This window comes from Streptomyces sp. NPDC111744 (assembly GCF_055634995.1).
Genome location: NZ_JBVKCG010000012.1, coordinates 94,165 through 117,258, shown reverse-complemented (window position 1 = coordinate 117,258; position 23,094 = coordinate 94,165). Strand labels below are relative to the sequence as shown.

Below are 23,094 nucleotides of genomic sequence, written 5' to 3'. Positions count from 1 at the left end.
CGCCCCGGCCGCAGTCAGGTTAGGCTCACCTCTGTGAGTAGGTGCGCAACCGTCTCCCGGATGCTCGACGAACCCGTTTCCGGCACCGCCGCCACCGCGACGACGTGGCTGCTGCTGGAGCAGGCCGGCCCGTGGGGTGCCAAGGCGCTCACTTCGAGCCATCTGGACCCCGCGCTGGGCCGCGCCCTGGAGGCAGCCGCCAAGGGGACCGGCGTGCGGATCGCGCTCATCCGCCGCGCCGGCCGCCACGCCGACCCCGGCCCACCCGCCGTACGCCAGGTGTACGCGGCCCACACGGTTCCCGGGAACGTCTGGCTGCACAGTGCCACCACCCGCGATCCCGGGCGGCTGCTCGGACTCGACTTCGGCGCGCTCGGCGCGGGCGACCACCGTTCCTTCGGTGCGGCGCTCGGCGGTCGGCCGCACGCGGGCAGCCCCCTCGCCCTCATCTGCACCAACGGCAAGCGCGACCGCTGCTGCGCCCTGCTGGGCCGCCCGCTCGCCGCCGAGCTGGCCGCCTCCGGCGTGACGGGCACCTGGGAGGTCACCCATCTGGGTGGTCATCGCTTCTCGCCGACGGTGCTCGTCCTGCCGTACGGCTACGCGTACGGCCGCGCCGAGGCCCGTGCCGTCAAGGAGGTCGTGCACGGCGCCCAGGAGGGCCGTGTGGTACTGGAGGGGTGCCGTGGGTGCTCCGCCTGGGAACGGCCCGGCCAGGCGGCCGAGCTGGCCGTGCGCGAGGCGGTGGGCGAGTACGCGGCGGGCGTGCTGAGCGTCGTACGGACCGAGGGCGCGGCCCCGCGCTGGGACGTCACCGTCGCCCACAGCGACGGCCGTCGGTGGCGGGTCGGCGTGGCTCAGGGCGCCTCCGTGCCGCCCCGCGCGGAGAGCTGCGGGGTGTCGGTGCTGGGGTCGCCGGCCCGGATGGACGTGGTGTCGCTGCGGGAACTGCGGACGACGGCTCTGGCGAGCTGACGCGCCCCTGCAGCCGGATTTCCCCAAGAAACAGTCAAGAGATCCACGCCACACCCGCTACGGCCAGGCCCGCACGCGCACGTACCGTCGTGGGTATGAGCCCCACTCCCCCCGCACGCCGCCTGCGCCTCGGCCTGCCCCGACGGGCGTTCTCTCAGGTGCTGCTGATGCAGGTGGCGATCGCCGCGGGGGTCGCGGTGCTCGCGACCGGGCTCTTCCTGGCACCGCTGAGCAAACAACTGGACCAGGAGGCGATGCGCAGGGCGCTGGCGATCGCGCAGACCACGGCGCAGGACCCGCAGATCGCCGAGGGCGTCCTGACCACCGAGCCGAGCACGACCGGACCGGTGCAGCGGGAGGCGGAGCGGATCCGGAAGGCCACCCGTGCCGAGTACATCGTGGTGATGGACCAGCGGGGATTCCGCTGGTCGCACACCACGCTCTCGGAGATCGGCCACCATGTCTCGACCAGTCCCCGGGATGCGCTGGCCGGCAAGGAGGTCATGCAGATCGACAACGGCACCCTGGGCCGCTCCGCGCGCGGCAAGGTGCCGCTGTACGACTCGAAGCACCGGATCATCGGGGCGGTCTCGGTCGGCATCGCGTACGACAGCGTGCGGGCGCGCCTGCTCAGCGCGATCCCCGGGCTGTTCGCGTACGCCGGCGGCGCGCTCGCGGCCGGCGCGCTGGCCGCCTGGCTGATCTCCCGGCGGGTCCAACGGCAGACCCGTGACCTGGCCTTCTCCGACATCTCGGCGCTGCTCGCGGAGCGCGAGGCCATGCTGCACGGCATCCGGGAAGGTGTGGTCGCCCTCGACCGCGGCGGCCGTATCCGCCTGCTGAACGACGAGGCGGGGCGGCTGCTCGGCATCGGTGACGAGGCCGTCGGCCAGTCTCCGGACGAGGCGCTCGGCGAGGGCCGTACAACCGATGTCCTGGCCGGCCGGGTGGCCGGCACCGATCTGCTCACCGTGCGCGGCCAGCGGGTCCTGGTCGCCAACCGCATGCCCACCGACGACGGCGGTGCCGTCGCCACCCTGCGTGACCGCACCGAGCTGGAGCAGCTCGGCCGCGAACTCGACTCCACACGCGGGCTCATCGACGCCCTGCGCGCCCAGGACCACGAGCACGCCAACCGTATGCACACCCTGCTCGGGCTGCTGGAACTGGAGATGTACGACGACGCCGTGGAGTTCGTCGGCGAGGTGGTGGGCGACCACCGGGTCACCGCCGAGCAGGTCACGGAGAAGATCCAGGACCCTCTGCTGGCCGCCCTGCTGGTCGGCAAGGCCACCGTCGCGGCCGAGCGCGGGGTCGCCCTGTGGGTGTCGGACCGCACCCGGCTGCCGGACCGGCTGATCGACCCCAGGGGTCTGGTCACGGTCGTCGGGAATCTCGTGGACAACGCGCTGGACGCGGTCGCCGGCACTCCGCACGCGCGTGTGGAGGTCGAGTTGTGCGCCGAGGACCGCGCGATCGTCCTCAGGGTTCGCGACACCGGGCCCGGGATCCCGGCGGAGCAGCGGGAGTTGGTCTTCACCGAGGGGTGGTCCACCAAGAAGCCGCCCGTGCACGGCAAGCGCGGCATCGGGCTCTCGCTGGTACGTCGGCTCGCCGAACGGCAGGGCGGCCGGGCGACCGTGGGCGAGGCGGACGGCGGGGGCGCGCAGTTCACGGTCGTGCTCCCGGAGGCGCTGACCGAGCCGGAGCAGGAACCGGCGCTCATCTGGGCCGACGAGGAGACGCGATGATCGAGGTCCTGGTCGTGGACGACGACACCCGGGTCGCCCGCGTCAACGCCGCCTACGTCGAGAAGGTGCCGGGCTTCCATGTGGCCGGCGAGGCCCACAACGCGGCCGAGGCGCTGCGTCAGGTGGAGGTGCTGCCCCGTCTCGACCTGGTCCTCATGGACCACTATCTGCCCGACGACACCGGCCTCGCGGTGGTCCAGGAGATGCGCCGGCGCGGCCTCCAGACAGACGTGATCATGGTGACGGCGGCCCGGGACGTGTCGACCGTGCAGGCGGCGATGCGTCACGGCGCCCTGCAGTACCTGGTCAAACCGTTCGCGTTCGCGGGACTGCGCGCCAAGCTGGAGGCGTACGCCGAGCTGCGACGCACCCTGGACGGCGGCGGCGAGGCCGAACAGGCCCAGGTGGACCGCATCTTCGGCGCCCTGTCCACGACGTCCGAGCCGGACCTGCCCAAAGGGCACTCCCCCACCACGGCCGAACTGGTGCGCCAGTCCCTGATGAACGCCGAGGGTCCGCTGTCGGCCCAGGAGATCGCCGAGCGGACGGGGGTGAGCCGCCAGACCGCCCAGCGCTATCTGAAGCTCCTGGAGCGCACGGGACGGGCCAGACTGACCCTCAAATACGGCGACGCGGGCCGCCCGGAACACCGTTACGTGTGGGCGACCCGCGGCTGAACGCCGTCGGCTCCGCCGCTACTTGGCGGCCTCGACGAACTCGGTCGTGTACGTCTTGCTGAGGTCGACATCGGTGTTCTGGATGTTCGTGTTGAACGCCTTGAGCACCTTCTCCACGGTCTCCGGGCCGTTCTTCGGCATCACACCGTCGTCGGTGAACATCGGCAGCGTGCTCTTGATGGACTGCGTGTAGAGAGCCTTGTCGCCCTGCGCGTAGTCGGCGGGCATCTTGGCCGCGATCTCGGCAGCACTGTGCGTGGACATCCACTTGAGCGTCTTGACGAATGCATTGACCAACTTCTGGACGGTGTCCTTGTGACCGTTGACCCAGTCCGTCTGCATGTACAGGCTTGACGACGGGTACGGGCCGCCGAGCGCCTCCTGGGAACCTTGCGGCGTGCGCATGTCCAGCAGGACCTTGCCCGCCTTCTTGTCCAGGATGGTCGCGACGGTCGGATCCGTCGTCATGCCGCCGTCGATGGAGCCCTGCTGGAGCGCCGAGATGAAGGTCGCACCCGCTCCGACAGCGACCGGCGAGAAGTCGCTGACCTTCACCCCGTTCTTGACGGCGAGGTACTTGGTGAGGAAGTCGGTCGACGACCCGAGGCTGGTGACGCCGAGCTTCTTGCCCTTGAAGTCCTTGGGCGAGGTGATGTCGCCGGCCGCCTTGATGGAGACGACCTCCACCTCACCGGGCGCCCGCGAGAACTGCACGACGGACTCCACCGCCTTGTGCTTGGTCTGGAGGTCCAGTGTGTGGTCGTAGAAGCCGACCGTCCCCTGGACCTGCCCGGCGACGAGCGCGGTCTCGGCCTGAACGCCGGCCGGCTCGGTCAGCAGCTCCACGTCGAGGCCCTCGGCGTCGAAGTAGCCGAGCCGCTGGGTGAGCATGGCGGGCATGTAGATGACCTTGTCCAGGCCGCCGACCATGATCTTGACCTTCGTACCCTTGCCGTCACCGGTGGAGGCCGTGCTCGCCGCGTCGTTGGCACAGGCGGTGAGGGAGGAGAGGGCGAGCAGGCCGGCGGCGGCCAGGGTGGAGTATCTGGCGGACTTGCGCATGACGTTTCACGTCCTTGTGAGAGGGCTGTGCGGGGAGGAGTCGAGGGGGGCCGGTCAGCTGTCGGAGTCCGACGGCTTCCAGCGGAAGATGCGGCGCTCGACGAAGGTGAGCAGCCCTTCGGCGACGAGCGCGACGACGGCGAGGATGACCATCGCGGCGTACACACCGGCGGCGTTGAAGGTGCCCTGCGACTGCGCGACGAGCAGGCCGATGCCCTTGGTGGCGCCGATGTACTCGCCGACGATGGCGCCGATCAGGGCGAAGCCAAAGCTGACGTGGAGGCTGGTGAAGATCCAGGAGGTGGCGGACGGGATGACGACCTGAAGCGTCACCCTGCGGTCGCTGGCGCCGAGGATGCGGGCGTTGGCGACCAGGTTGCGGTCGACCTCGCGGGCGCCCTGGAAGGCGTTGAAGAACACCGGGAAGAACACCAGTACGACGGCGGACGCGACCTTGGAAGAGGCACCGAGCCCGAACCAGATCACGAAGATCGGGGCGAGCACGATCCTGGGAATCGAGTTGAGCACCTTGATGTATGGACCAAGGACATCGGCGAGGAAGGTGATCCGCCCCAGGGCGATACCGCAGACCACACCGGCGATGACACCGATGACCCAGCCGAGCAATGCCTCGTAGAGCGTGTACCAGATCTGTTCGCCCAGGGAGCCGAGGGCGGTGCCGTGGGTCACCCAGGTCCAGATCTGGTCCCAGATCTTCGACGGCATGGAGAAGTTGAACGGGTCGATGACCTCGGCCCGGGAGAGGACCTCCCAGAGACCGAGCACGGCCACCAGAAGCAGTACGCGCACGGCGAGGACGATCGCCTTGCGTCTGCGGGCGGCCTGGGCGCGCGACCGGGCGCGGTCCGGGGTCTGCTTGACGGTGTCGACGACCGGTGTGCTGAGCACCTCAGGCGACATGAGCGGCACCCCTCTCGCGGGTGATGCGGACCTCTTCGCCGAGGGACTCCCAGATCTCGCGGTAGATCTCGATGAACCGCGGCTCCAGACGCACCGACTCGACCTTGCGGGGGCGGGGCAGGTCGATGTCGAAGACCTGCTTGACGGTCGCGGGCCCGGCGGTCATGACGACGACCTTGTCGGCCAGCGCGATGGACTCCTCCAGGTCGTGGGTGACGAAGACGACCGAGGCGCCCGTGCCCTCCCACAGTTCCAGCAGTTCGTCCGACATCAGGGCCCGGGTCTGGACGTCGAGCGCCGAGAACGGCTCGTCCATGAGCAGGATCTCGGGGTCGTTGACGAAGGTGGCGGCGAGCGCCACACGCTTGCGCTGGCCGCCGGAGAGTTGATGCGGATAACGGTCCTCGAAGGCGGCGAGGCCGACCCGGGCCAGCCATGCGCGGGCCTTCTCCCTCGCCTCCGCCTTGGGCACGCCCCGGAAGCGGGGGCCTGCCATCACATTGGACAGCACGGTCCGCCAGGGGAAGGTGGCGTCCTGCTGGAAGACGAAGCCGACCTTGTCGCCGACACCGGCCACCGGCTCACCGGCCACCAGCACATCGCCCTCGCTGGGCTCCTCCAACCCGCTGACCAGCGTCAGCGTGGTGGACTTGCCACAACCCGTCGGCCCTACGACGGCCACGAACTCGCCGCGCCCCACGGTGAGGTCGAGGCCGCGGACGGCCGTGTGCAGACCCCCCGACGGGGTCTTGAAGATCTTGCTCGCGCCCCGCAGTTCGATGGCGGGGCTGGTGTCTGCGCTCATGGGCCGGGACGGTATGTGTGGCCCGGACCACAGCAGCAGTCTTCTGGGCGCAAGCCGTTCTTTTGCTCGCAAGCACCTGTTGTGCTCGTTTTGCTCGCGCTACAACTGCGCAGACGAAACACGGGCTTAACGCTCGCCGGCCTTGAAGGAGAGGCCTGATGATTGACGTCCTGGTGGTCGACGACGATTTCCGCGTCGCCGAGATAAACGCCAAGTACGTGGGGAAGGTTCCCGGCTTCCGGGTGGCCGCCCGCGCGCACAGCGCCGCCCAGGCCCTGGCCGCCGTGGAACGCGGCACCATCGACCTGGTCCTGCTGGACCACTATCTGCCGGACCGGACCGGCCTCGAACTCGTCCACCGGATGCGGGAACAGGGCCATGGGACCGACGTCATCATGATCACGGCCGCCAGCGACGTGACCACCGTTCAGAAGGCGATGCGCATGGGCGCCCTGCACTACCTGGTCAAGCCGTTCACCTTCGCCGCCCTGCGCACCCGCCTCGACTCCTACGCGGCCCTGCGCCGCACCGTCGACCGGGTCGGCGGCCGGGGTCTGACCGGGCAGGAGCAGGTCGACCGGATCTTCGGCGCGCTGCGCACCTCACCTGCGCCGTCCGCGCCCGGGCTGCCCAGCGGCCACTCCGAACCCACCACCGACCTCATCTGCGGCGTCCTGCACCGTGCCGACCACCCGCTCTCCGCCCACGAGGTCGCCGCCGAGACCGGCCTCAGCCGATCCACCGCCCAGCGCTATCTCCGACACCTGGAACAGGCGGGCCGACTCCGTCTCTCCTTGAAGTACGGCGACACGGGCCGCCCGGAGCACCGGTACGCCTGGGTGGCGCCGTAGCGGCTCTCAACGGGTCACACGGCCCCCGCCCCGGTCAGCGACCGCACCTCGGTCTCCGCGTGCTTGGCCTCGTCCGGCACCTCCTCCGAGGTGACCGTGCCGAGCCACCCGGCGAGGAAACCGAGCGGGATGGAGACGATCCCCGGGTTCTGCAACGGGAAGTACTGGAAGTCGACGCCCGGGAACAGCGCTCCCGGGCTCCCCGACACCACCGGAGACAGCACGACCAGCCCCAGGGCCGGGACGAGCCCGCCGTATACGGCCCACACCGCGCCGCGGGTCGTGAAATCCCGCCAGAACAGCGAGTACAGCAGTGCGGGCAGGTTCGCCGAGGCTGCCACCGCGAAGGCCAGCCCCACCAGGAAGGCGACGTTCATGTCGCGGGCCAGCAGGCCGAGGGCGATCGCCACCATCCCGATGCCGACCGCGGCCGTGCGCGCCACCGCCACCTCGCTGCGCTGCTTGGCGTGCGGCCTGCGCAGCGAGGCATACAGGTCATGGGCGACGGAAGCCGAGGAGGCCAGGGTGATCCCGGCGACCACCGCGAGGATCGTCGCGAAGGCGACGGCAGCGACCACCGCGAACAGAACCGTTCCGCCTGTGGAGCCCGCGCCGCCGCCCAGGTCGAGCGCCAGCAGCGGAACGGCCGTGTTCCCCGACGCGTTCGACGCGCGCACCGCGTCCGGTCCGACGAGGGCCGCCGCCCCGAAGCCGAGCACGATCGTCATCAGGTAGAAGCCACCGATCAGCCCGATCGACCAGACCGCCGAACGCCGGGCCGCCCGAGCCGTGGGCACCGTGTAGAACCGGGACAGGATGTGCGGCAGCCCCGCCGTGCCCAGCACCAGCGCCAGCCCCAGGCTGATGAAGTCCAGCCGGGCGCTCCAGCTGCCGCCGTACTTGAGGCCCGGCGCCAGGAACGCCCGCCCGTGCCCACTGCGGTCGGCGGCCGTGAGCAGCAGGCGGTCGATGTCGCCGTGGAACCGCAACAGCACGAGCACGGTCAGCACCACCGTCCCGCTGAGCAGCAGGACCGCCTTGACGATCTGGATCCAGGTGGTCGCCCGCATCCCTCCCAACGACACATAGATCACCATCAGCGCGCCGACCCCGATGACCGTCCACGCCTGCGCGGGCTGGCTCGTCCGCCCCAGCAGCAGCGCCACCAGACTGCCCGCGCCGACCATTTGCGCCACCAAATAGAGAACGGAGACGGTGATCGAGGAAGTTCCCGCCGCGATCCGCGCCGGCCGCTCCCGCATCCGTGCCGCGATCACATCGGCGAGCGTGAACCGCCCGCAGTTGCGCACCAGTTCGGCCACCAGGAACAGCACAACCAGCCATGCGACCAGAAAGCCCACCACGTACAGCAGCCCGTCATAGCCGAAGAGCGCGATGAGTCCGGTCACGCCGAGGAAGGAGGCCGCCGACATGTAGTCGCCCGCGATGGCAAAACCATTCTCCATCGGGGAGAAGAGCCGCCCACCGGCGTAGAACTCCTCCGCCGAACCGTGCCGCCTCCGGCTCACCCACGTCGTGATCCCGAGCGTCACCGCGACAAACGCGCTGAACAGCAGCAAGGCCAGCGTCTGATGATGCTCCGTCATGACTCACCACCCCTGGCCCCCCGGGTCAGCTCCTGGGTGTCCCAGCGCAGCTCCAACGCGGCACGGTCCCTGCGCAACCGCGCGTGCCGGGCGTAGGCCCAGGTGAGCAGGAACGTGGTCAGGAACTGCCCGAGGCCCGCGACCATCGCCACGTTCACCGCCCCTGCGACGGGCCTGGCCATCAGCCCCGGCGCGGTCGTCGCGGTCACCACATATCCGACGTACCAGGTGAGGAAGACGGTGACGCCCGGCACCACGAACCTCCGGTAGCGGCTGCGAACCTCCTGGAAGGCCGCGCTGCGCTGCACCTCCAGATACACGTCACGGGTGCGAACGGCCGCCCCCTCCCGCTCCGTCCGCGCGGCCGGTACGGCGGGAGCCGGTACCCCGGTGCCGTCCAGCTCGCCCCAGCCGGAGGCCAGTGCGTCGTACCAGGGGTCCTCATACCTGACTTCTCGGGAGGCCGTGCCGTACTCGCCCTGGTCCTCGTGCTTCTCGGCCGAACTCTCGGGACCGCCCCCGCCGTCGCGGTGACGCCCGTTGCTTGACTGCATGCCCAAGGATGGACAGACCGGGAAGATCCCCGACACTTCTTCCCCTGGCTCTTCACCCCATCAGGTGACTCAATCCGCTGGTGGCCGCACCAATCCCTTCCCATAGGCGTAACGCACCGCCTGGGCCCGGTCCTTGAGGCCCGTCTTCGCGAACAGGTTGTTGATGTGTGTCTTCACGGTCGCGGTGGACACGTGCAGCCTGCGGGCGATCTCCTGGTTGGTGAGCCCGTCGGCGATCAGCACCAGGACCTCGGTCTCCCGCGCGGTCAGCCCGTCGGGCGCCTCGGCGGCCACGGGCGCCGGCTCGGGCTGCGACAGCCTTTCCAGCAGCCGCCGTTGGATGCTCGGCGACAGCCCCGCCTCCCCCGAGAGCACGCTCTCCACCGCCCGCACGATCTCGTCGCCCCCCGCATCCTTGGTGAGGTAGCCACGCGCGCCTGCCTTCAGCGCCGGGAACAACGAGTCGTCGTCCGCGAACGTGGTGAGCACCACGACCTGGGTCCCGGGGTACTCGGACCTGATCCGCCGGGTCGCCTCCACACCGTCGCAGCGCGGCATCCGCAGGTCCATCAGCACCACGTCCGGGGCGAGTTCGGCGACCAGCCGCACCGCCTCCTCCCCGTCGCCCGCCGCTCCCACGACCTCCACGCCGGGCAGCAGACCGAGGAGCATCACGATGCCCTCCCTGACCACGGTCTGGTCATCGGCGACCACGACCCGCGCGGGCTTCTTCTCCCCCTCCGTCATACGGGCACCCTCAACGTCACCTCGAACCCCTCGTCGTCACGCCCTGCCTCCAGCGACCCGCCCAGCAACTCGGCCCGCTCCCGCATACCCAGCAGACCGTACCCGCTGCCGGCGCCGGTCAGTTCGCCGGGACGGCCGCCCGAGTCCCTTACGTTCAGGGTCACTTCGTGCTCCTGGTAGTCCAGCCGCACCTCCACCTTGGCGCCGTAGGCGTGCTTGCGGACGTTCGTCAGCGCCTCCTGAGCGACGCGTCGTACGGTCTGCGACGCCTCTGCGGGCAGGGTCCTGCGTTCACCTGTGACGGTGACCTCGGCGCCGTCGGTGGAACCGACGATCTCCGTGAGGAACTCCTCCAGCGGGGTCAGCTCGCCGCGCAGAGCGGACAGCGCCTGCCGGGTCTCGGCGAGTCCGTCCCGGGCCATTCCCCGGGCGGCCACGACCCGTTCGAGAATCTGCTCCCGGTCGGCTCCGCGCTCGATCAGCAGCCGCGCCGCCTCCAGGTGCACCATCTGGGCCGAGAGGCTGTGGGCCAGCACATCGTGGATCTCCCGCGCGATCCTGGCCCGCTCCGCGAGCGCCGCCGACTCCGCCTCGGCCGCTCTCGCCGCACGTTCCTGGGTCAGCAGTCGCTGTGCGTGGCCCCGGGCCTCGGCGTCGAGTCTCATCACGTAGCCGGCGAGAGCCATTCCGACGACGGTGGCCGCGGTGGTCAGCCACACGTCGTTGTTGAACGCGGAGTACGAAGCCAGGGCCACGGACGCGACGGGCACCGCGATCGCGATCGGCAGCCGCTCCAGGGCGGCGATGCCGCAGCCGCACCAGATCACGAGGGCCGGTCCCCGGAACCCGTTGGCCTCCGCAGCGACCGCGGCGGCCAGAAGGACACCGATGAGGACCAGGGAGGGCACGAGCCAGTGGGCGTAGGTGGTCCGGTAGAAGCCCCAGGAGGCCACGGCGGTCACGACGACACCCGCCACGGGCGCGGCTACGTCCCAGCCGTGGATGTGCGACTGGTTGAAAGCGCTCCACAGCAGGAGGGCGAGGATCACCAGCCGCACGGCCCAGGCGAGCATGCGCCGGGGCAGGGAGATACCCGCGCGGCTAAGCGCTTCGCGCGAGGGCCAGCGCGTCCAGACGTTCTCCGTCACACGCCTTCCTTCCTGGTGACCCGTGCCATGCCGCCACCGTAAGCCCGGGCGGGGCCGCCCGCGGACGGCCCGGAGGGGAGCGACTGCGCACGCCAGACGAGGATGCCGGCGCGAACCAGCAGAGTGACCGCCAGTCCGAGCATGAGCGCCGAGCTGTCCTGATGGATGCCGGCGAGGGCGCCGAGGCCGACGAGACCGACGCGCACGGCTATCCCGACGAACCAGACGACGGCGCCGGCCTTGGTGCTCTTGGTCCATACGACCCCGTCGGGCTCCGTCCACACCCGGGTGGTCCAGGCCCAGGCGGCACCCATGACCAGTCCCACCAGCAACTCCATACCGAGCAGCAGGGCGGATTCCGCGCGGTGATGGGCGTCGAGTATGCCGGGTTCGCGCAGCGCGACGACCGCGAGGACCACGGGCAGCAGCCACCAGCGCCGACCGGTGTTGATCGGGCGGGCACGGAACTGGCGCACGATCACCACGACGATGACTGCCACGATCAGCAACGCGTTGACGAGCCCGGACATCAGAGCCTCCGTGAGCGGGAAGGGGCCGTGTCGGGAGCGGGAGCTGCCGACACCTTCCGAAGCTACGGAAACGCGCAGGTCAGCAGATCGGAGCACGGGTGGATCACGGGTGGAATCCGACGAGCGGGATCTCTCCACCCAGGGGTGGAGAACCATGCGGAGGGCCGCGGGGACGGCAGACGGGCGGCGGACGGCGGGCACAGCTGACGCGTGGCGGACGGCGGGCACATGGGGGCGGCGGGCAAATGGGGCGGCGGGCACACGGGACAGGTACGTGGGGGGCGACGGACGGGCGGCGGGCACACGGGGCGGGTACGTGGGGGACGGCGGACGCGCGGCGGGACGGCGAACGCGTGACGGGACGGCGAACGCGTGACGGGACGGCGGGCGGATGCCGACGAGCGGCAGGCGAGGGACAAACCGAGCGGCAGGCGAGGGACAAACCGAGCGGCGGGTGTCTCGTGGGATAGGCCGGTTGGTGACTCGTGGGACGGTCGGCGGACGTCTCCCGGGTCAGGCCGACGGGGCCCTTGCCCAAGGGCCCGGGGTCCGTGGGCGCCCCCATCGGCCAGTCACTGGAACACGAGCGTGGAAATCGGGCGAGCCCCCGTTGCAGCCGGTCAGCACGCATGCTCGCCACCGCCCAGTCTCCACCACCGCCCGGCCCCGCCGCCGCCCGCCATCACCACCGCGCGACCCACCCCGCCACGGCCCACCGCCGCCCAGCCCGCGCCCGCCCCGCCCGACCTACCGACGCCAGCCCACCGCCCCTTCGGCCAAAGCCCGGCGCAGCGGCTACGCGTCGATCCGCGACCGGTCCAGCGTCGCCGCCGAGCCGGAGATGAACTCCTTCCGGGGAGCCACGTCGTTGCCCATCAGCAGGTCGAAGACCTGCTCGGCCGCTTCGAGGTCGGAGAGGTTGATCCGCCGCAGGGTGCGATGACGCGGGTCCATGGTTGTCTCGGCCAGCTGGTCGGCGTCCATCTCGCCGAGACCCTTGTAGCGCTGGATGGAGTCCTTGTACCGAATGCCCTTGCTCTGGAACTCCATGAGCTTGTCGCGCAGCTCACGGTCCGAGTACGTGTAGAGGTACTTGTCCTGGCCCTTCTTCGGCTGGACGATCTCGACGCGGTGCAGCGGTGGCACCGCCGCGAAGACCCGGCCTGCCTCCACCATGGGCCGCATGTAGCGCTGGAACAGCGTCAGCAGCAGGCAGCGGATGTGCGAGCCGTCGACATCGGCGTCGGTCATCATGATGATCTTGCCGTAGCGGGCCGCGTCGATGTCGAAGGTACGGCCGGAGCCTGCCCCTATGACCTGAATGATCGCGCCGCACTCGGCGTTCTTGAGCATGTCCGTCACCGAGGACCGCTGAACGTTGAGGATCTTGCCCCGGATCGGCAGCAGCGCCTGGAACTCCGAGTTCCGGGCCAGCTTCGCCGTACCGAGCGCGGAGTCCCCCTCGACGATGAAGAGCTCGCTGCGCTCGACGTCGTCGCTGCGGCAGTCGGCGAGCTTGGCCGGCAGGGACGAGGACTCCAGGGCCGTCTTCCGGCGCTGCGCGTCCTTGTGCTGGCGCGCGGCGATGCGGGTCCGCGCGGCGGCGACCACCTTCTCCAGGACCACGCGGGCCTGGGCGGCCGCGTCACGCTTGGTGGAGGTGAGGAACGCCTTCAGTTCCTTGGTGACCACGTTGTTCACGATCCGGCGGGCGGCCGAGGTGCCGAGGACCTCCTTGGTCTGGCCCTCGAACTGCGGCTCGGCAAGGCGGACGGTGACGACGGCGGTGAGGCCCTCCAGGGCGTCGTCCTTGACGATGTCGTCCTCTGCGACGCGCAGCAGTTTCTTGGCGCGCAACACCTCGTTGAGGGTCTCTCGGACGGCCTGCTCGAAGCCGGCCATGTGGGTACCGCCCTTGGGCGTGGCGATGATGTTGACGAACGACCTCAGGGTCGTGTCGTAACCGGTGCCCCAGCGCAGCGCCACGTCGACGCCGAGTTCGCGGGTGACCTCGGTGGGGGTCATCTGGCCGTGGTCGTCCAGGACCGGGACGGTCTCCTTGAAGGTGCCCTGCCCGGAGAAGCGGAGGACGTCGCAGACCGGCTTGTCGGTGGCCAGGTACTCGCAGAACTCGCTGATGCCGCCGTCGAAGCGGAAGGACTCCTCGCCCTTGCTGCCGTCCGCGCCGAGGCCGTACTCGTCACGGACGACGATCGTCAGGCCGGGCACCAGGAACGCGGTCTGCCGGGCGCGCTGGTGGAGGATCTCCAGAGTGAGCTTGGCGTCCTTGAGGAAGATCTGGCGGTCGGCCCAGTAACGCACGCGCGTGCCGCTGCGCGTCTTGGGGATCTTCTTGGTCTTGCGCAGTCCGCTCTTGGCCTCGAACTTCGCGTCCGGGCCGTCACCGGCGAAGGCGCCCGGGGCACCGCGGCGGAAGCTGATCGCGTGCACATGGCCGCCGCGGTCCACCTCGACGTCGAGCCGCGCGGAGAGCGCGTTGACCACGGAGGCGCCGACGCCGTGCAGACCGCCGGAGGCCGCGTAGGAGCCGCCGCCGAACTTGCCGCCGGCGTGCAGCTTGGTCATGACGACCTCGACGCCGGACAGGCCGGTCTTGGGCTCGACGTCCACGGGGATGCCGCGGCCGTTGTCCCGGACCTCGACGGAGCCGTCGTCGTGGAGGATGACCTCGATGTGGTCGCCGTAGCCGCCCAGGGCCTCGTCCACGGCGTTGTCGATGATCTCCCACAGGCAGTGCATCAGACCGCGACTGTCGGTCGAGCCGATGTACATACCCGGGCGCTTGCGCACTGCTTCGAGGCCCTCGAGGACGAGCAGGTGCCGCGCGGTGTAGTTGGAGCCGTCCCGGTCTGCTCCTGCCAGCAGCGCTGTGGACGGCACGGAGGTATCGGCGGTCACGCGGTTCGCTCCTCGCTGAATTTCAATGGAGCCCCTTTTGGGTAAGGGGCCGGCTTCGGTCGCCGTTCAGAGGGTACCGAGGCCTGGTAGAGCCGTTGTAACGCCACCCTCGTCGGGGACTCACACTAGTCCAGGGTCGCATGCGTGTTCGATCCCTCGATGGAGTGAAGTACATATCACGTTCCCTTCGAGGCATGAACCATTTAGGCTCCGGGCACGTCCTCACAAACAACCGGCAACCCGGCCGGGAGGATGAGACCGATGAACCGCGCGAACCCGTAAGCACCGAAGACGACGCAATACGGCACATTCGCCGCCAACCGGCAGCAGACGGCCACCTCGAAAGATTTTTTTCGAGGAGAAGCCCCGAGCGGGAACGTTTTCGGGCTGGTTGGATGTTGACCCTGGTACGACAGCTCGTCGAGCTAGAGAAGAGGCGACGTGACTACTGTTCTGACCCCCGCGAGCCACCTGACGGCCGCCGATCGCTGCGACCGCTGCGGCGCCCAGGCATACCTGCGCGTCGTGCTGCTCAGCGGCGGAGAACTGCTCTTCTGCGCCCACCACGGTCGCAAGTTCGAGCCGGAACTCAAGAAGATCGCCGCTGAAATACAGGACGAGACGGAGCGGCTGACGTCCGTTCCGAACAACGACTCCGAAGATGAGCGCTGACCTCTCGCACACACGACGAGCCAGCTCCGGCCCAGACCGGTGAACGGGCGGCCGCTCCCTCGGGGAACGGCCGCCCGTCGTCATGTTCCCCGCAGCGGCCCTCAGAAGGGCTTGTGGGGTTGCCCTGAGCCACTGCGGGCGCCGTCCCACCCCAGTGCTCCCACGACCTCGGAGACGCGCGTATAGACGCCGGGGCTTCCCGGGCGCCCACAGCCGCTGCCCCACGACACGAGTCCGATCAGCCGTCCCTCGGCGACCAGCGGTCCCCCGCTGTCCCCCTGGCAGGCGTCTGGACCCCCCAGGGCCTCCCCGGCGCACACCATGGAATCCGCCCGGTAGGTGCCGTCGGGGCCGCCGGGATAGGCCCGCTCGCACGTCTTGTCGGGCAGCACATGGACCTGCGCCGCATACAGCCGGCGCGTGTAGTCACCGCCGCCCGTGATGTCGCCCCACCCGGTGACCAGGGCACCGGTGCCGGGCCGGTAGGCGGCGTCGCCCTTGGCGGCCATCGCGACGACGGCGTCGGCCGACAGGGGCTGGGCGAGGGTGAGCACGGCGAAGTCGCCGGTGTTCTCATCGGCGTCGTAGCGCGGATTGACCCGGGCGACGGTCACCGGGATCTCCTGGCCCTGCACCGAGAGCAGATCCGTACGGCCCGCGATGACCGTGAGATCGCGCACCCGGTCGGAGGGCCCTCCGATCACGTCGTCGGCCAGGCAGTGGGCGGCGGTGAGCACCGTGGTCCGGCCGATCGCCACTCCGCCGCAGAACTGACCGGCCCGCGTACCCCCGAACCGGTCACGGCTGGACAGCGCGACCGTCCAGGGAGTCCGGGAGACATCGACGGGAAACCCGCCGACGACAACGCTGTCAGCAGCTGCCGGAGGCGGCCCGGCCAGCGGTATTACGGCGGCGACGGCCGCCAGGATCAGCGGTTGGATCAGGACCGGGGTAAAGGGACGGCGCATGCACACTCCTCACTCTGGGTGGTACCGGGACACCCAGAGTCATCCAGTGCATCGCGACCCGCAGCCCGAAGGCCCGGCTCCCCCGTGGGGAGCCGGGCCTTCGACGTCGTACGTCCGCGACCTAGTCGAGGTAGTCGCGCAGCACCTGGGAACGGGACGGGTGGCGCAGCTTCGACATGGTCTTGGACTCGATCTGGCGGATGCGCTCACGCGTGACGCCGTAGACCTTGCCGATCTCGTCGAGGGTCTTCGGCTGACCGTCGGTGAGACCGAACCGCATGGAGACGACACCGGCCTCGCGCTCGGACAGGGTGTCCAGCACCGAGTGCAGCTGCTCCTGGAGGAGCGTGAAGCTGACGGCGTCGGCGGGGACGACGGCCTCGGAGTCCTCGATGAGGTCACCGAACTCGCTGTCACCGTCCTCACCCAGCGGAGTGTGCAGGGAGATGGGCTCACGGCCGTACTTCTGGACCTCGATGACCTTTTCGGGGGTCATGTCGAGCTCCTTGGCCAGCTCCTCCGGAGTGGGCTCACGGCCCAGGTCCTGGAGCATCTGGCGCTGCACACGCGCGAGCTTGTTGATGACCTCGACCATGTGCACCGGAATACGGATGGTGCGGGCCTGGTCGGCCATGGCGCGGGTGATCGCCTGACGGATCCACCAGGTGGCGTACGTGGAGAACTTGTAGCCCTTGGTGTAGTCGAACTTCTCGACCGCGCGGATCAGACCCAGGTTGCCCTCCTGGATGAGGTCCAGGAAGAGCATGCCGCGGCCGGTGTACCGCTTGGCCAGGGAGACCACCAGACGGAGGTTGGCCTCGAGGAGGTGGTTCTTGGCGCGGCGGCCGTCCTCGGCGATGATCTCCAGCTCGCGCTTGAGCTTCGGCGCCAGCTTGTCGGCGTTGGCCAGCTTGTCCTCGGCGAACAGACCGGCCTCGATGCGCTTGGCGAGCTCGACCTCCTGCTCTGCGTTGAGCAGCGGGACCTTGCCGATCTGCTTGAGGTAGTCCTTGACCGGGTCGGCGGTGGCGCCGGCCGCGGCTACCTGCTGCGCCGGCGCGTCGTCCTCGTCCTCGTCGGACAGGACGAAGCCCGCGCTCTCGGTGGCCTCGGGCTCCTCGGCTCCCGCCTTGGGCTCCTCGAGGACCTCTTCCTCAAGAATCTCGGCGTCGTCCTTCTTGGCGGTGGTCTTCTTCGCCGGCACCGTCTTCTTCGCGGCGGTCGCGGTCTTCTTCGCGGCCGCCTTCTTGGCGGTGGGGGCGGCCTTCTTGGCGGCAGCGGCCTTCTTCATGGGCGCCGCCTCCTCGGCCGGATCGTCGGTTCCGGCGGGTACGGCAGGGGCGGCCGTGGCGGTGGCCTTCCGGGCGGTCACCGTCTTCGCCGCGACCGTCTTGGTGGCGGTGCGCTTGGCCGGACTCTTCGCTGCGACGCTCTTTCGGGTGCGCTTGGGCTCCGCGGCACTGACCATCAGCGTCACACCCTCTTCCTCAAGGATCTGGTTGAGGCTGCGCAGTACGTTCTTCCACTGAGTGGCCGGAATCTGGTCAGCTTCGAAGGCCCGACGCACATCGTCGCCGGCGATCTGCCCCTCAGCCTTTCCCCGCTCAATGAGAGCCATGACAGAGACGGACTCGGCGATCTCCGGCGGGAGCGTACGGGATGTGCTGGCCGACACGAACAACCTCTCGGAACGTTGGAAAACGGCTTCCGGCCCCGTCCTGGACGGACCGGAGCCGACCGCCGGCTTGGGGATGGGCCGACGGCGCGGGCGGGGGCCGGGAAGATACACAGCGCCATGAATGGCGTCCGTATTCCCTCCGCGACTGTCACCTCTTAGGTCATCGCGCTGTTCGCAAGAGCGTTACGCCCAATCTACGTGGCCCGAGTCACACCCCGTAAGCGCTCAAAAACGGTCAGACATGGGCAGAGGTTGTCGCCAACGATCTTTCAGCACTGTTCCGGACGGCAGCGGGTTCGCCGTACGACCGCGGCGGGCCTGACATACACCGCTCGACCGTTGCGGTGCCTGTCACGCTCGACCGTTGCGGTGCCTGTCATACGACCGCTGTACGCCCGCCCCGCCGCCGGACCTCGGCGGGGGCCCCGGGGGTCCCGGGGGGGTTGGGGGGAGGGGGGTGTCAGAACGGCCTCGCCCCCAAGGAGCAGAACCCACCCAGACCACCCCTCTCGCAGAAGGGCCGTGCTCACGCGGGGCAGGCACCACGCGCTCGACCTCGGGGTGGACGGTGAGCAGTTGACGCATGGCCGACTCTGCCGCCGTGCCGTCGCCGGTGCCGAGCGCGTCGACGATCCGCGCGTGCTGGGCCAGGGACGTCTCGTTCGGCCGCTCACAGCCGGTGAACGGGCCGCCGGAGACCTGGAGGGCCGCCGTCACGATGCCGGAGAGGTGCTCCAGCATGCGGTTGCCCGCGATCTGGATGAGCATCGAGTGGAACTCGGCGTCCGCGCGCGAGAACGTCAGCGCGTCGCCCTGCGCCATCGCGTGGCTCATGATCTCGACCATGTCGGACAGACGCTGCTGGACGTCCTCGCGCCCGTGCCCGGCGGCGAGCCGGGCGGCGAGCGGTTCGATCGTCCAGCGCAGCTCGCTGAGCTCACGGCGCTGGTCGTCGCGCTGCGGCCCGAAGGCCCGCCACTCGATGATGTCGGGGTCGAGGAGGTTCCAGTCGCTGACGGGACGCACGCGCGTGCCGACGTTCGGGCGGGCGCTGACCAGGCCCTTGGCCTCCAGGACCCGGAGGGACTCACGGACTACGGTGCGGGAGACCTCGAAACGCTGGCCGATCTCCTCGGGCACCAGCGGGCGGTCCGCGCCCAGGTCGCCGGAGACGATCATCTGACCCAGCTGTTGGACGAGTTGACCGTGCAGTCCGCGGCCGCGGCTGCCCGCGGCACGTCGGCCCACACGGCCCAGCTCCGGATCCGGGCCCTCCCAGGAGGGTGCCCCGACACGATCGGGGGAGGGGGCGTCCGCGTAGGGGTAGCGGTCGAGTTCGCCCGGGCCGACCAGACCAGAGTCTGCGGAGCGGGCGGCGGTCATCATGGTGTGCGCAAGGGTACTCACGGATCCTTTGTCGGCGCTGCCTCCAACTCCCTTGAGGTCTTTGGTGAAAAGCACACGAAAGGGTGATCGCTCACCCCATCGCAATTGACGCCTTATCGGAAAGAAATGCCCTTTTTTCTGGGAGTTGTGCGCACGGCGGGATCGGAAGCGCCCGGTCCGTGGTCATCGGAGTCTGGCTCGCAGGGTGGTGAACAGGTACGCGCAGAGCAGCGCCGTCAGCGACAACGCCAATGCTCCGCCCACGGGTTGGGCGAGTACCCGGATGGCAGCGACGAGATAGCGCTCGCCCCCGAAGGGCCACTGCAGCAGGAACGTCTCCCGCATCCGCATCGGGAGTCCGGCGGCCATCCGCACACCCGGTCCCTGCAGCACCTTGTGTACGACGGGCACGACGAGCACGGGTACGGCGAGCACCGCGGCGAGACCGGCCGTGGTGGACCGGAAGACGCCCGCGGCCAGCACACCGGCCCAGGCACAGCCGAGTACCAGTCCGAACCAACTCGCGGTCATCGGAAGCCAGTCGGCGGGAACCTTCGCGAGTTCCCGGCCGTAGACGAGATAGAGCATTTCGGCGTCGCAGCCCAGGGTGAGGAACGAGAGCAGCACCGCGGTGGCTCCCGAGACCACCAGCTTCGCGGTGAGCAGCCCCAGCCGGCGGGGCACGGTGCCGCGGTCCGCCGCAAGCGCGGGGTGGCGAAACTCGTCTCCGAAGGCCAGCGCCCCGAGCAGCCCCGAGCCGAGCGCCGCGGGGGGCAGCGGCAGCTCCCGCGGCCAGGCGGCGAACAGCCGGGCCTGCGGGGTGTGCCCGAGCCGGGCGAGCAGGACGGCGATGAGGGCGGACACCACCAGGACCGCACCGCAGGTGACAAAGCCGGTACCGACCCCGGCGGCCCGTCGGAGCTCGTAGCGCAGGGGGCGGAGGGGGCTTGGGGCGGGGCGGACGGAGATGGCGGGTGGGAGCGGGGACGGGTCGTCCGGAGCGACGGCTTCGCCCCGCCGCGCGGGCCCGACCGGGGTCGGGGCGGGGTCATCGCCGACTGTCGGGGTTTCGCCGGGTCGTGGCTTCGGCTGCGGCTGTTTGGCCGGGAGGTGGGTGGTGGTGGGGGCCTCGCCGGGTTGCGACTGCGGCTGGTTGGCAGGGTGCGGGGCAGTGGCGGCTTCGCCAGGCTGTGGCCGCGGCTGCTGGGCAGCGGGGGCTTCGTCGGGCACGGCGCCGGTCGGCGACTGCGGAGAGGCAACGAGGGCGGAGGAATCGCCTGGAAGGGAGCGGGTCGGTGACTGGGGGGATACGGCGGGGACCCGCGGTCGGTCGACTACGGCGGAGGCCGGCTGCCGGGCCGAGGCCGTGGCACCTGTCGGGCGGGCGGAGGCGGCAGCGCCCGAGGGTTGCGTGGAGGCGGCAGCGCCCGAGGGGTGAGCGGAGGCGGCGCCTGCCGATGGCCTGGCGGAGGCGGTGGCGGCTGTCGGGCGGGCGGAGGCGGCAGCGGCCGAGGGCTGGGCGGAATCGGATGCGGACGGTGGCTGAGCCGGGACGGTGGCGGAAACCGGGTCCGGAGGTGTTGCGTGGGCCGGCGGTTCGGGTGATGTGGCCGGGGCCTGAGGCTGTGAAGACGTGGCGGTGGCCGACGGCCGGGTAGTTGCGGAGGCGCCTGTCGATTGGGCCGAGACCGCGGCGGTCGGGGCCTCGGTGGCAAGGGCGACTCCAGGCGGCTCCGCGTGCGAAGACCTTGGCGCGACCGCCGGGCCGTCGGCGAGCGCCCCGGTGGGCGCGGGCGGCTGCTCTTCAGCCGTGACGGACGGCTCCACCGCGTTCGAAGGCCGATCCGGGCCGGACTCCTTGCCGGTGGCGCGCGCCTGGCTCACGGGACTCTGGGCGGCCGACACCCGTGGCTGTGGGGTGACCGAAGAACCTCCCGCGTCCTGGCGTCGATCGGCGCCGGGCATGTCCCACCGCTCAGTGGTCGGCGCCTCGTCCGCCATCCGGCATTCGTCCGCCGTCCGAGCCCCGTCCGCCGCAGCCGGCTCGCTTACGCTCCGGTGCCGTCGTACGGCCTCTGGTACGGCATGCGTCGACGGCTCCGTTCCGGCGCCCGCTCCCATGTCGCCGACCTCGTCGGCGAGTTGGTGCACGAGGATGCCGTGGCGGAACGCGGTCTCGCCGACCTCGGCCGTGGTGCTGCCGTACACCGACAGACGGTTGCCCCCTTCGCTTACGACCTCCACGGAGCGGTGGGCCGCGCGGGCCTCCTTGGTGAGAAGGGCGGCGAGCCGGACGGCGTGGGGGCTTCGGACGGCCACACGTGGGCGCAGCCGGGTGCGGGCGAAGTCGGTGGCCTCCTGGTCCGCGACGAGCCTGCCGGCCTCCAGGGTGACCACCCGGTCCGCGGCGCGGGCCGCCTCCTTGGGGTCTGAGGTGGTGAACAGGACCGTGCCACCCTGCGCGGCGTGCGCCTGGAGCATGCGGTGCAGCCAGCGGCCCTCACGGGCGGAGAGACCGTGCGCGGGTTCGTCCAGGACGAGAGTGTGGGGGTCGGGGAGCAGGGCGCAGGCCAGGCCCAGCCGGCGGTCCACGCCGCGTGACAGCGTGCCCAGGCGCTCCTCGCGCAGGCTGACGAGCCCGACCGCTTCGAGCACTTCGTCGGCACGCCGGACCGGGACTCCGGTCGCCGCGCACAACATGCGCAGATGGCCGCGGACGGAGCGGGCCGGGTGACCGGGGACGTCACCGAGGAGCACGCCGACCTCACGCGCCGGGTGGGCGATGCGATGCAGGGGGCGACCCCTGAAGTAGGTAATTCCACGGCCCGGTTGGAGTTCGAGCATCAGTCTGAGCGCCGTGGTCTTGCCCGCGCCTGCCTCGCCCAGGAGCGCGGTGACGCGCCCCGCGCACGCTTCGAAGGTCACGTCGTCGACGGCGGGCGGGTGCGCCTTGCGGGGATTGCTGGTCAGTCCGAAGGCCTCGATCACCTTAGGGAAGATAGCGCGGAATGACCGTTTTTCCAGGTATAGAAGGGTTTAACCCGGCATGGTTCGCACTGTCGGGCGGTTCAGACCTCGGGTCGCAGCATCGGCGGGTTGAGCAGAGTGGCGCCACCGGCGCGGAAGAGCTGGGCCGGACGCCCGCCCTGACGAGTGGTCGTACCGCCGGTGGGGACGAGGAAGCCGGGGGTTCCGGTCACCTTGCGATGGAAGTTGCGCGGGTCGAGGGCCACGCCCCACACTGCCTCATAGACCCGGCGCAGCTCACCGACCGTGAACTCGGGCGTGCAGAACGCGGTGGCCAGGGACGAGTATTCGATCTTGGAGCGGGCGCGCTCCACCCCGTCGGACAGAATCTGCGCATGGTCGAAGGCGAGCGGCGCGACGGGCTCGCCGTCCCGGCCGTAGCCGCCCTGCGCGAGCAGTTCCTCGACCGGTGCCCAGCGCGCGTTGCTGGCGTCGCCGCCCGCGCGGGGCGCGGGAAGGTCGGGGGCCAGGGCGAGGTGGGCGACGCTGACCACGCGCATCCGGGGGTCGCGCTTGGGGTCACCGTAGGTCGCCAGCTGCTCCAGGTGGGCTCCGCCGCCCTGGGCGGGGGCGTCGGGGTCGTGAGCGCGCAGCCCGGTCTCCTCCGCGAGTTCCCGCGCCGCCGCCTGCGCGAGATCCTCATCGGCCCGCACGAAGCCGCCCGGCAGCGCCCAGCGCCCCTGGAACGGCTGCTCGCCTCTGCGTACCGCCAGCGCGCACAGTGCATGGCGGCGCACAGTCAGCACGACCAGGTCCACGGTGACGGCGAAGGGCGGAAAGGCTGACGGGTCGTAGGGCATGCCGTGATCATAGTCG

The 23,094-nt window shown here is 70.4% G+C and carries 18 protein-coding genes and 1 pseudogene; 5 read left to right on the top strand and 14 right to left on the bottom strand.

Features of this window, described 5'->3' with window-relative positions; translation table 11 throughout:
- Nucleotides 1–33 precede the first annotated feature (33 nt).
- The 3 genes from ACZ7OO_RS25705 to ACZ7OO_RS25695 all read left to right on the top strand — a co-directional run bounded on the left by ACZ7OO_RS25705 (nt 34) and on the right by ACZ7OO_RS25695 (nt 3,403).
- Nucleotides 34–975, top strand: coding sequence for a sucrase ferredoxin (locus ACZ7OO_RS25705; protein ID WP_471508037.1), 942 nt, complete (start codon nt 34–36; stop codon nt 973–975).
- Nucleotides 976–1,070: 95 nt separating this feature from the next.
- Nucleotides 1,071–2,726: an ATP-binding protein gene (locus ACZ7OO_RS25700; RefSeq protein WP_471508035.1), complete on the top strand. Its 1,656-nt coding sequence runs from the start codon at nt 1,071–1,073 to the stop codon at nt 2,724–2,726.
- Nucleotides 2,723–3,403, top strand: a complete 681-nt coding sequence (locus ACZ7OO_RS25695) for a response regulator (RefSeq protein ID WP_471508033.1) — start codon at nt 2,723–2,725, stop codon at nt 3,401–3,403. Before ACZ7OO_RS25700 ends, ACZ7OO_RS25695 begins: the two co-directional genes overlap by 4 nt.
- An 18-nt stretch (nt 3,404–3,421) precedes the next feature.
- Here the strand turns inward: ACZ7OO_RS25695 and ACZ7OO_RS25690 are convergent, their stop codons facing one another.
- The 3 genes from ACZ7OO_RS25690 to ACZ7OO_RS25680 are packed head-to-tail and all read right to left on the bottom strand — an operon-like array spanning nt 3,422 to nt 6,191.
- Nucleotides 3,422–4,465 (bottom strand): ABC transporter substrate-binding protein, encoded by a 1,044-nt coding sequence (locus ACZ7OO_RS25690; protein WP_471508031.1) that lies wholly within the window; start codon nt 4,463–4,465, stop codon nt 3,422–3,424.
- 54 nt (nt 4,466–4,519) lie between these two features.
- Nucleotides 4,520–5,386 carry an ABC transporter permease gene (locus tag ACZ7OO_RS25685; protein WP_471508029.1) on the bottom strand — a complete coding sequence of 289 codons (867 nt, stop codon included), beginning with the start codon at nt 5,384–5,386 and terminating at the stop codon, nt 4,520–4,522.
- Complete coding sequence (locus ACZ7OO_RS25680) at nt 5,376–6,191, bottom strand: ABC transporter ATP-binding protein (protein WP_471508027.1); 816 nt, start codon at nt 6,189–6,191, stop codon at nt 5,376–5,378. The genes ACZ7OO_RS25685 and ACZ7OO_RS25680 overlap by 11 nt, the downstream gene beginning before the upstream one ends.
- 158 nt (nt 6,192–6,349) lie before the next feature.
- On the opposite strand from ACZ7OO_RS25680, the gene ACZ7OO_RS25675 reads away from it, so the two are divergent.
- Nucleotides 6,350–7,042, top strand: coding sequence for a response regulator (locus ACZ7OO_RS25675; RefSeq protein ID WP_471508025.1), 693 nt, complete (start codon nt 6,350–6,352; stop codon nt 7,040–7,042).
- 14 nt (nt 7,043–7,056) lie between these two features.
- On the opposite strand, the gene ACZ7OO_RS25670 is transcribed toward ACZ7OO_RS25675, so the two are convergent.
- The 6 genes from ACZ7OO_RS25670 to ACZ7OO_RS25645 form a co-directional block, all read right to left on the bottom strand.
- Nucleotides 7,057–8,649, bottom strand: coding sequence for a solute symporter family protein (locus ACZ7OO_RS25670; protein ID WP_471508023.1), 1,593 nt, complete (start codon nt 8,647–8,649; stop codon nt 7,057–7,059).
- Complete coding sequence (locus ACZ7OO_RS25665) at nt 8,646–9,203, bottom strand: DUF485 domain-containing protein (protein ID WP_471508021.1); 558 nt, start codon at nt 9,201–9,203, stop codon at nt 8,646–8,648. The genes ACZ7OO_RS25670 and ACZ7OO_RS25665 overlap by 4 nt, the downstream gene beginning before the upstream one ends.
- Before the next feature lie 69 nt (nt 9,204–9,272).
- A complete protein-coding gene (locus ACZ7OO_RS25660) occupies nt 9,273–9,950 on the bottom strand; it encodes a response regulator transcription factor (RefSeq protein WP_352224449.1) in 678 nt (225 codons plus the stop codon).
- Nucleotides 9,947–11,098 (bottom strand): sensor histidine kinase, encoded by a 1,152-nt coding sequence (locus tag ACZ7OO_RS25655; protein WP_471508019.1) that lies wholly within the window; start codon nt 11,096–11,098, stop codon nt 9,947–9,949. Before ACZ7OO_RS25655 ends, ACZ7OO_RS25660 begins: the two co-directional genes overlap by 4 nt.
- Complete coding sequence (locus ACZ7OO_RS25650; protein WP_471508017.1) at nt 11,095–11,628, bottom strand: DUF1453 domain-containing protein; 534 nt, start codon at nt 11,626–11,628, stop codon at nt 11,095–11,097. The genes ACZ7OO_RS25655 and ACZ7OO_RS25650 overlap by 4 nt, the downstream gene beginning before the upstream one ends.
- 795 nt (nt 11,629–12,423) lie before the next feature.
- The gene (locus ACZ7OO_RS25645; protein WP_471508015.1) at nt 12,424–14,547 is read right to left on the bottom strand and encodes a DNA gyrase/topoisomerase IV subunit B; all 2,124 of its coding nucleotides are present in this window, start codon (nt 14,545–14,547) and stop codon (nt 12,424–12,426) included.
- Nucleotides 14,548–14,988: 441 nt separating this feature from the next.
- On the opposite strand from ACZ7OO_RS25645, the gene ACZ7OO_RS25640 reads away from it, so the two are divergent.
- Nucleotides 14,989–15,219, top strand: coding sequence for a DUF7455 domain-containing protein (locus tag ACZ7OO_RS25640; RefSeq protein WP_352224453.1), 231 nt, complete (start codon nt 14,989–14,991; stop codon nt 15,217–15,219).
- A gap of 101 nt (nt 15,220–15,320) precedes the next feature.
- On the opposite strand, the gene ACZ7OO_RS25635 is transcribed toward ACZ7OO_RS25640, so the two are convergent.
- From ACZ7OO_RS25635 to ACZ7OO_RS25615, 5 genes and pseudogenes are all read right to left on the bottom strand, one after another.
- Nucleotides 15,321–16,187 (bottom strand): serine protease, encoded by an 867-nt coding sequence (locus ACZ7OO_RS25635; RefSeq protein WP_471508013.1) that lies wholly within the window; start codon nt 16,185–16,187, stop codon nt 15,321–15,323.
- Between the two features lie 121 nt (nt 16,188–16,308).
- Nucleotides 16,309–17,862 carry an RNA polymerase sigma factor gene (locus ACZ7OO_RS25630; RefSeq protein WP_471508011.1) on the bottom strand — a complete coding sequence of 518 codons (1,554 nt, stop codon included), beginning with the start codon at nt 17,860–17,862 and terminating at the stop codon, nt 16,309–16,311.
- A 525-nt stretch (nt 17,863–18,387) separates the two neighbouring features.
- Nucleotides 18,388–19,272: pseudogene (locus ACZ7OO_RS25625) on the bottom strand (FadR/GntR family transcriptional regulator); the annotation flags it as partial.
- A 162-nt stretch (nt 19,273–19,434) separates the two neighbouring features.
- Nucleotides 19,435–22,239 (bottom strand): ABC transporter ATP-binding protein, encoded by a 2,805-nt coding sequence (locus ACZ7OO_RS25620; RefSeq protein WP_471508010.1) that lies wholly within the window; start codon nt 22,237–22,239, stop codon nt 19,435–19,437.
- An 80-nt stretch (nt 22,240–22,319) separates the two neighbouring features.
- Nucleotides 22,320–23,078 carry an NUDIX hydrolase gene (locus tag ACZ7OO_RS25615; RefSeq protein WP_471508009.1) on the bottom strand — a complete coding sequence of 253 codons (759 nt, stop codon included), beginning with the start codon at nt 23,076–23,078 and terminating at the stop codon, nt 22,320–22,322.
- Nucleotides 23,079–23,094: the final 16 nt, after the last annotated feature.

Excerpts from the sequence above, each read along its gene's own strand:
- ACZ7OO_RS25700 (WP_471508035.1), top strand. The coding sequence starts at position 1,071 with ATGAGCCCCACTCCCCCCGCACGCCGCCTGCGCCTCGGCCTGCCCCGA.
- ACZ7OO_RS25695 (WP_471508033.1), top strand. The coding sequence starts at position 2,723 with ATGATCGAGGTCCTGGTCGTGGACGACGACACCCGGGTCGCCCGCGTC.
- ACZ7OO_RS25690 (WP_471508031.1), bottom strand. The coding sequence starts at position 4,465 with ATGCGCAAGTCCGCCAGATACTCCACCCTGGCCGCCGCCGGCCTGCTC.
- ACZ7OO_RS25685 (WP_471508029.1), bottom strand. The coding sequence starts at position 5,386 with ATGTCGCCTGAGGTGCTCAGCACACCGGTCGTCGACACCGTCAAGCAG.
- ACZ7OO_RS25680 (WP_471508027.1), bottom strand. The coding sequence starts at position 6,191 with ATGAGCGCAGACACCAGCCCCGCCATCGAACTGCGGGGCGCGAGCAAG.
- ACZ7OO_RS25675 (WP_471508025.1), top strand. The coding sequence starts at position 6,350 with ATGATTGACGTCCTGGTGGTCGACGACGATTTCCGCGTCGCCGAGATA.
- ACZ7OO_RS25670 (WP_471508023.1), bottom strand. The coding sequence starts at position 8,649 with ATGACGGAGCATCATCAGACGCTGGCCTTGCTGCTGTTCAGCGCGTTT.
- ACZ7OO_RS25665 (WP_471508021.1), bottom strand. The coding sequence starts at position 9,203 with ATGCAGTCAAGCAACGGGCGTCACCGCGACGGCGGGGGCGGTCCCGAG.
- ACZ7OO_RS25660 (WP_352224449.1), bottom strand. The coding sequence starts at position 9,950 with ATGACGGAGGGGGAGAAGAAGCCCGCGCGGGTCGTGGTCGCCGATGAC.
- ACZ7OO_RS25650 (WP_471508017.1), bottom strand. The coding sequence starts at position 11,628 with ATGTCCGGGCTCGTCAACGCGTTGCTGATCGTGGCAGTCATCGTCGTG.
- ACZ7OO_RS25635 (WP_471508013.1), bottom strand. The coding sequence starts at position 16,187 with ATGCGCCGTCCCTTTACCCCGGTCCTGATCCAACCGCTGATCCTGGCG.
- ACZ7OO_RS25615 (WP_471508009.1), bottom strand. The coding sequence starts at position 23,078 with ATGCCCTACGACCCGTCAGCCTTTCCGCCCTTCGCCGTCACCGTGGAC.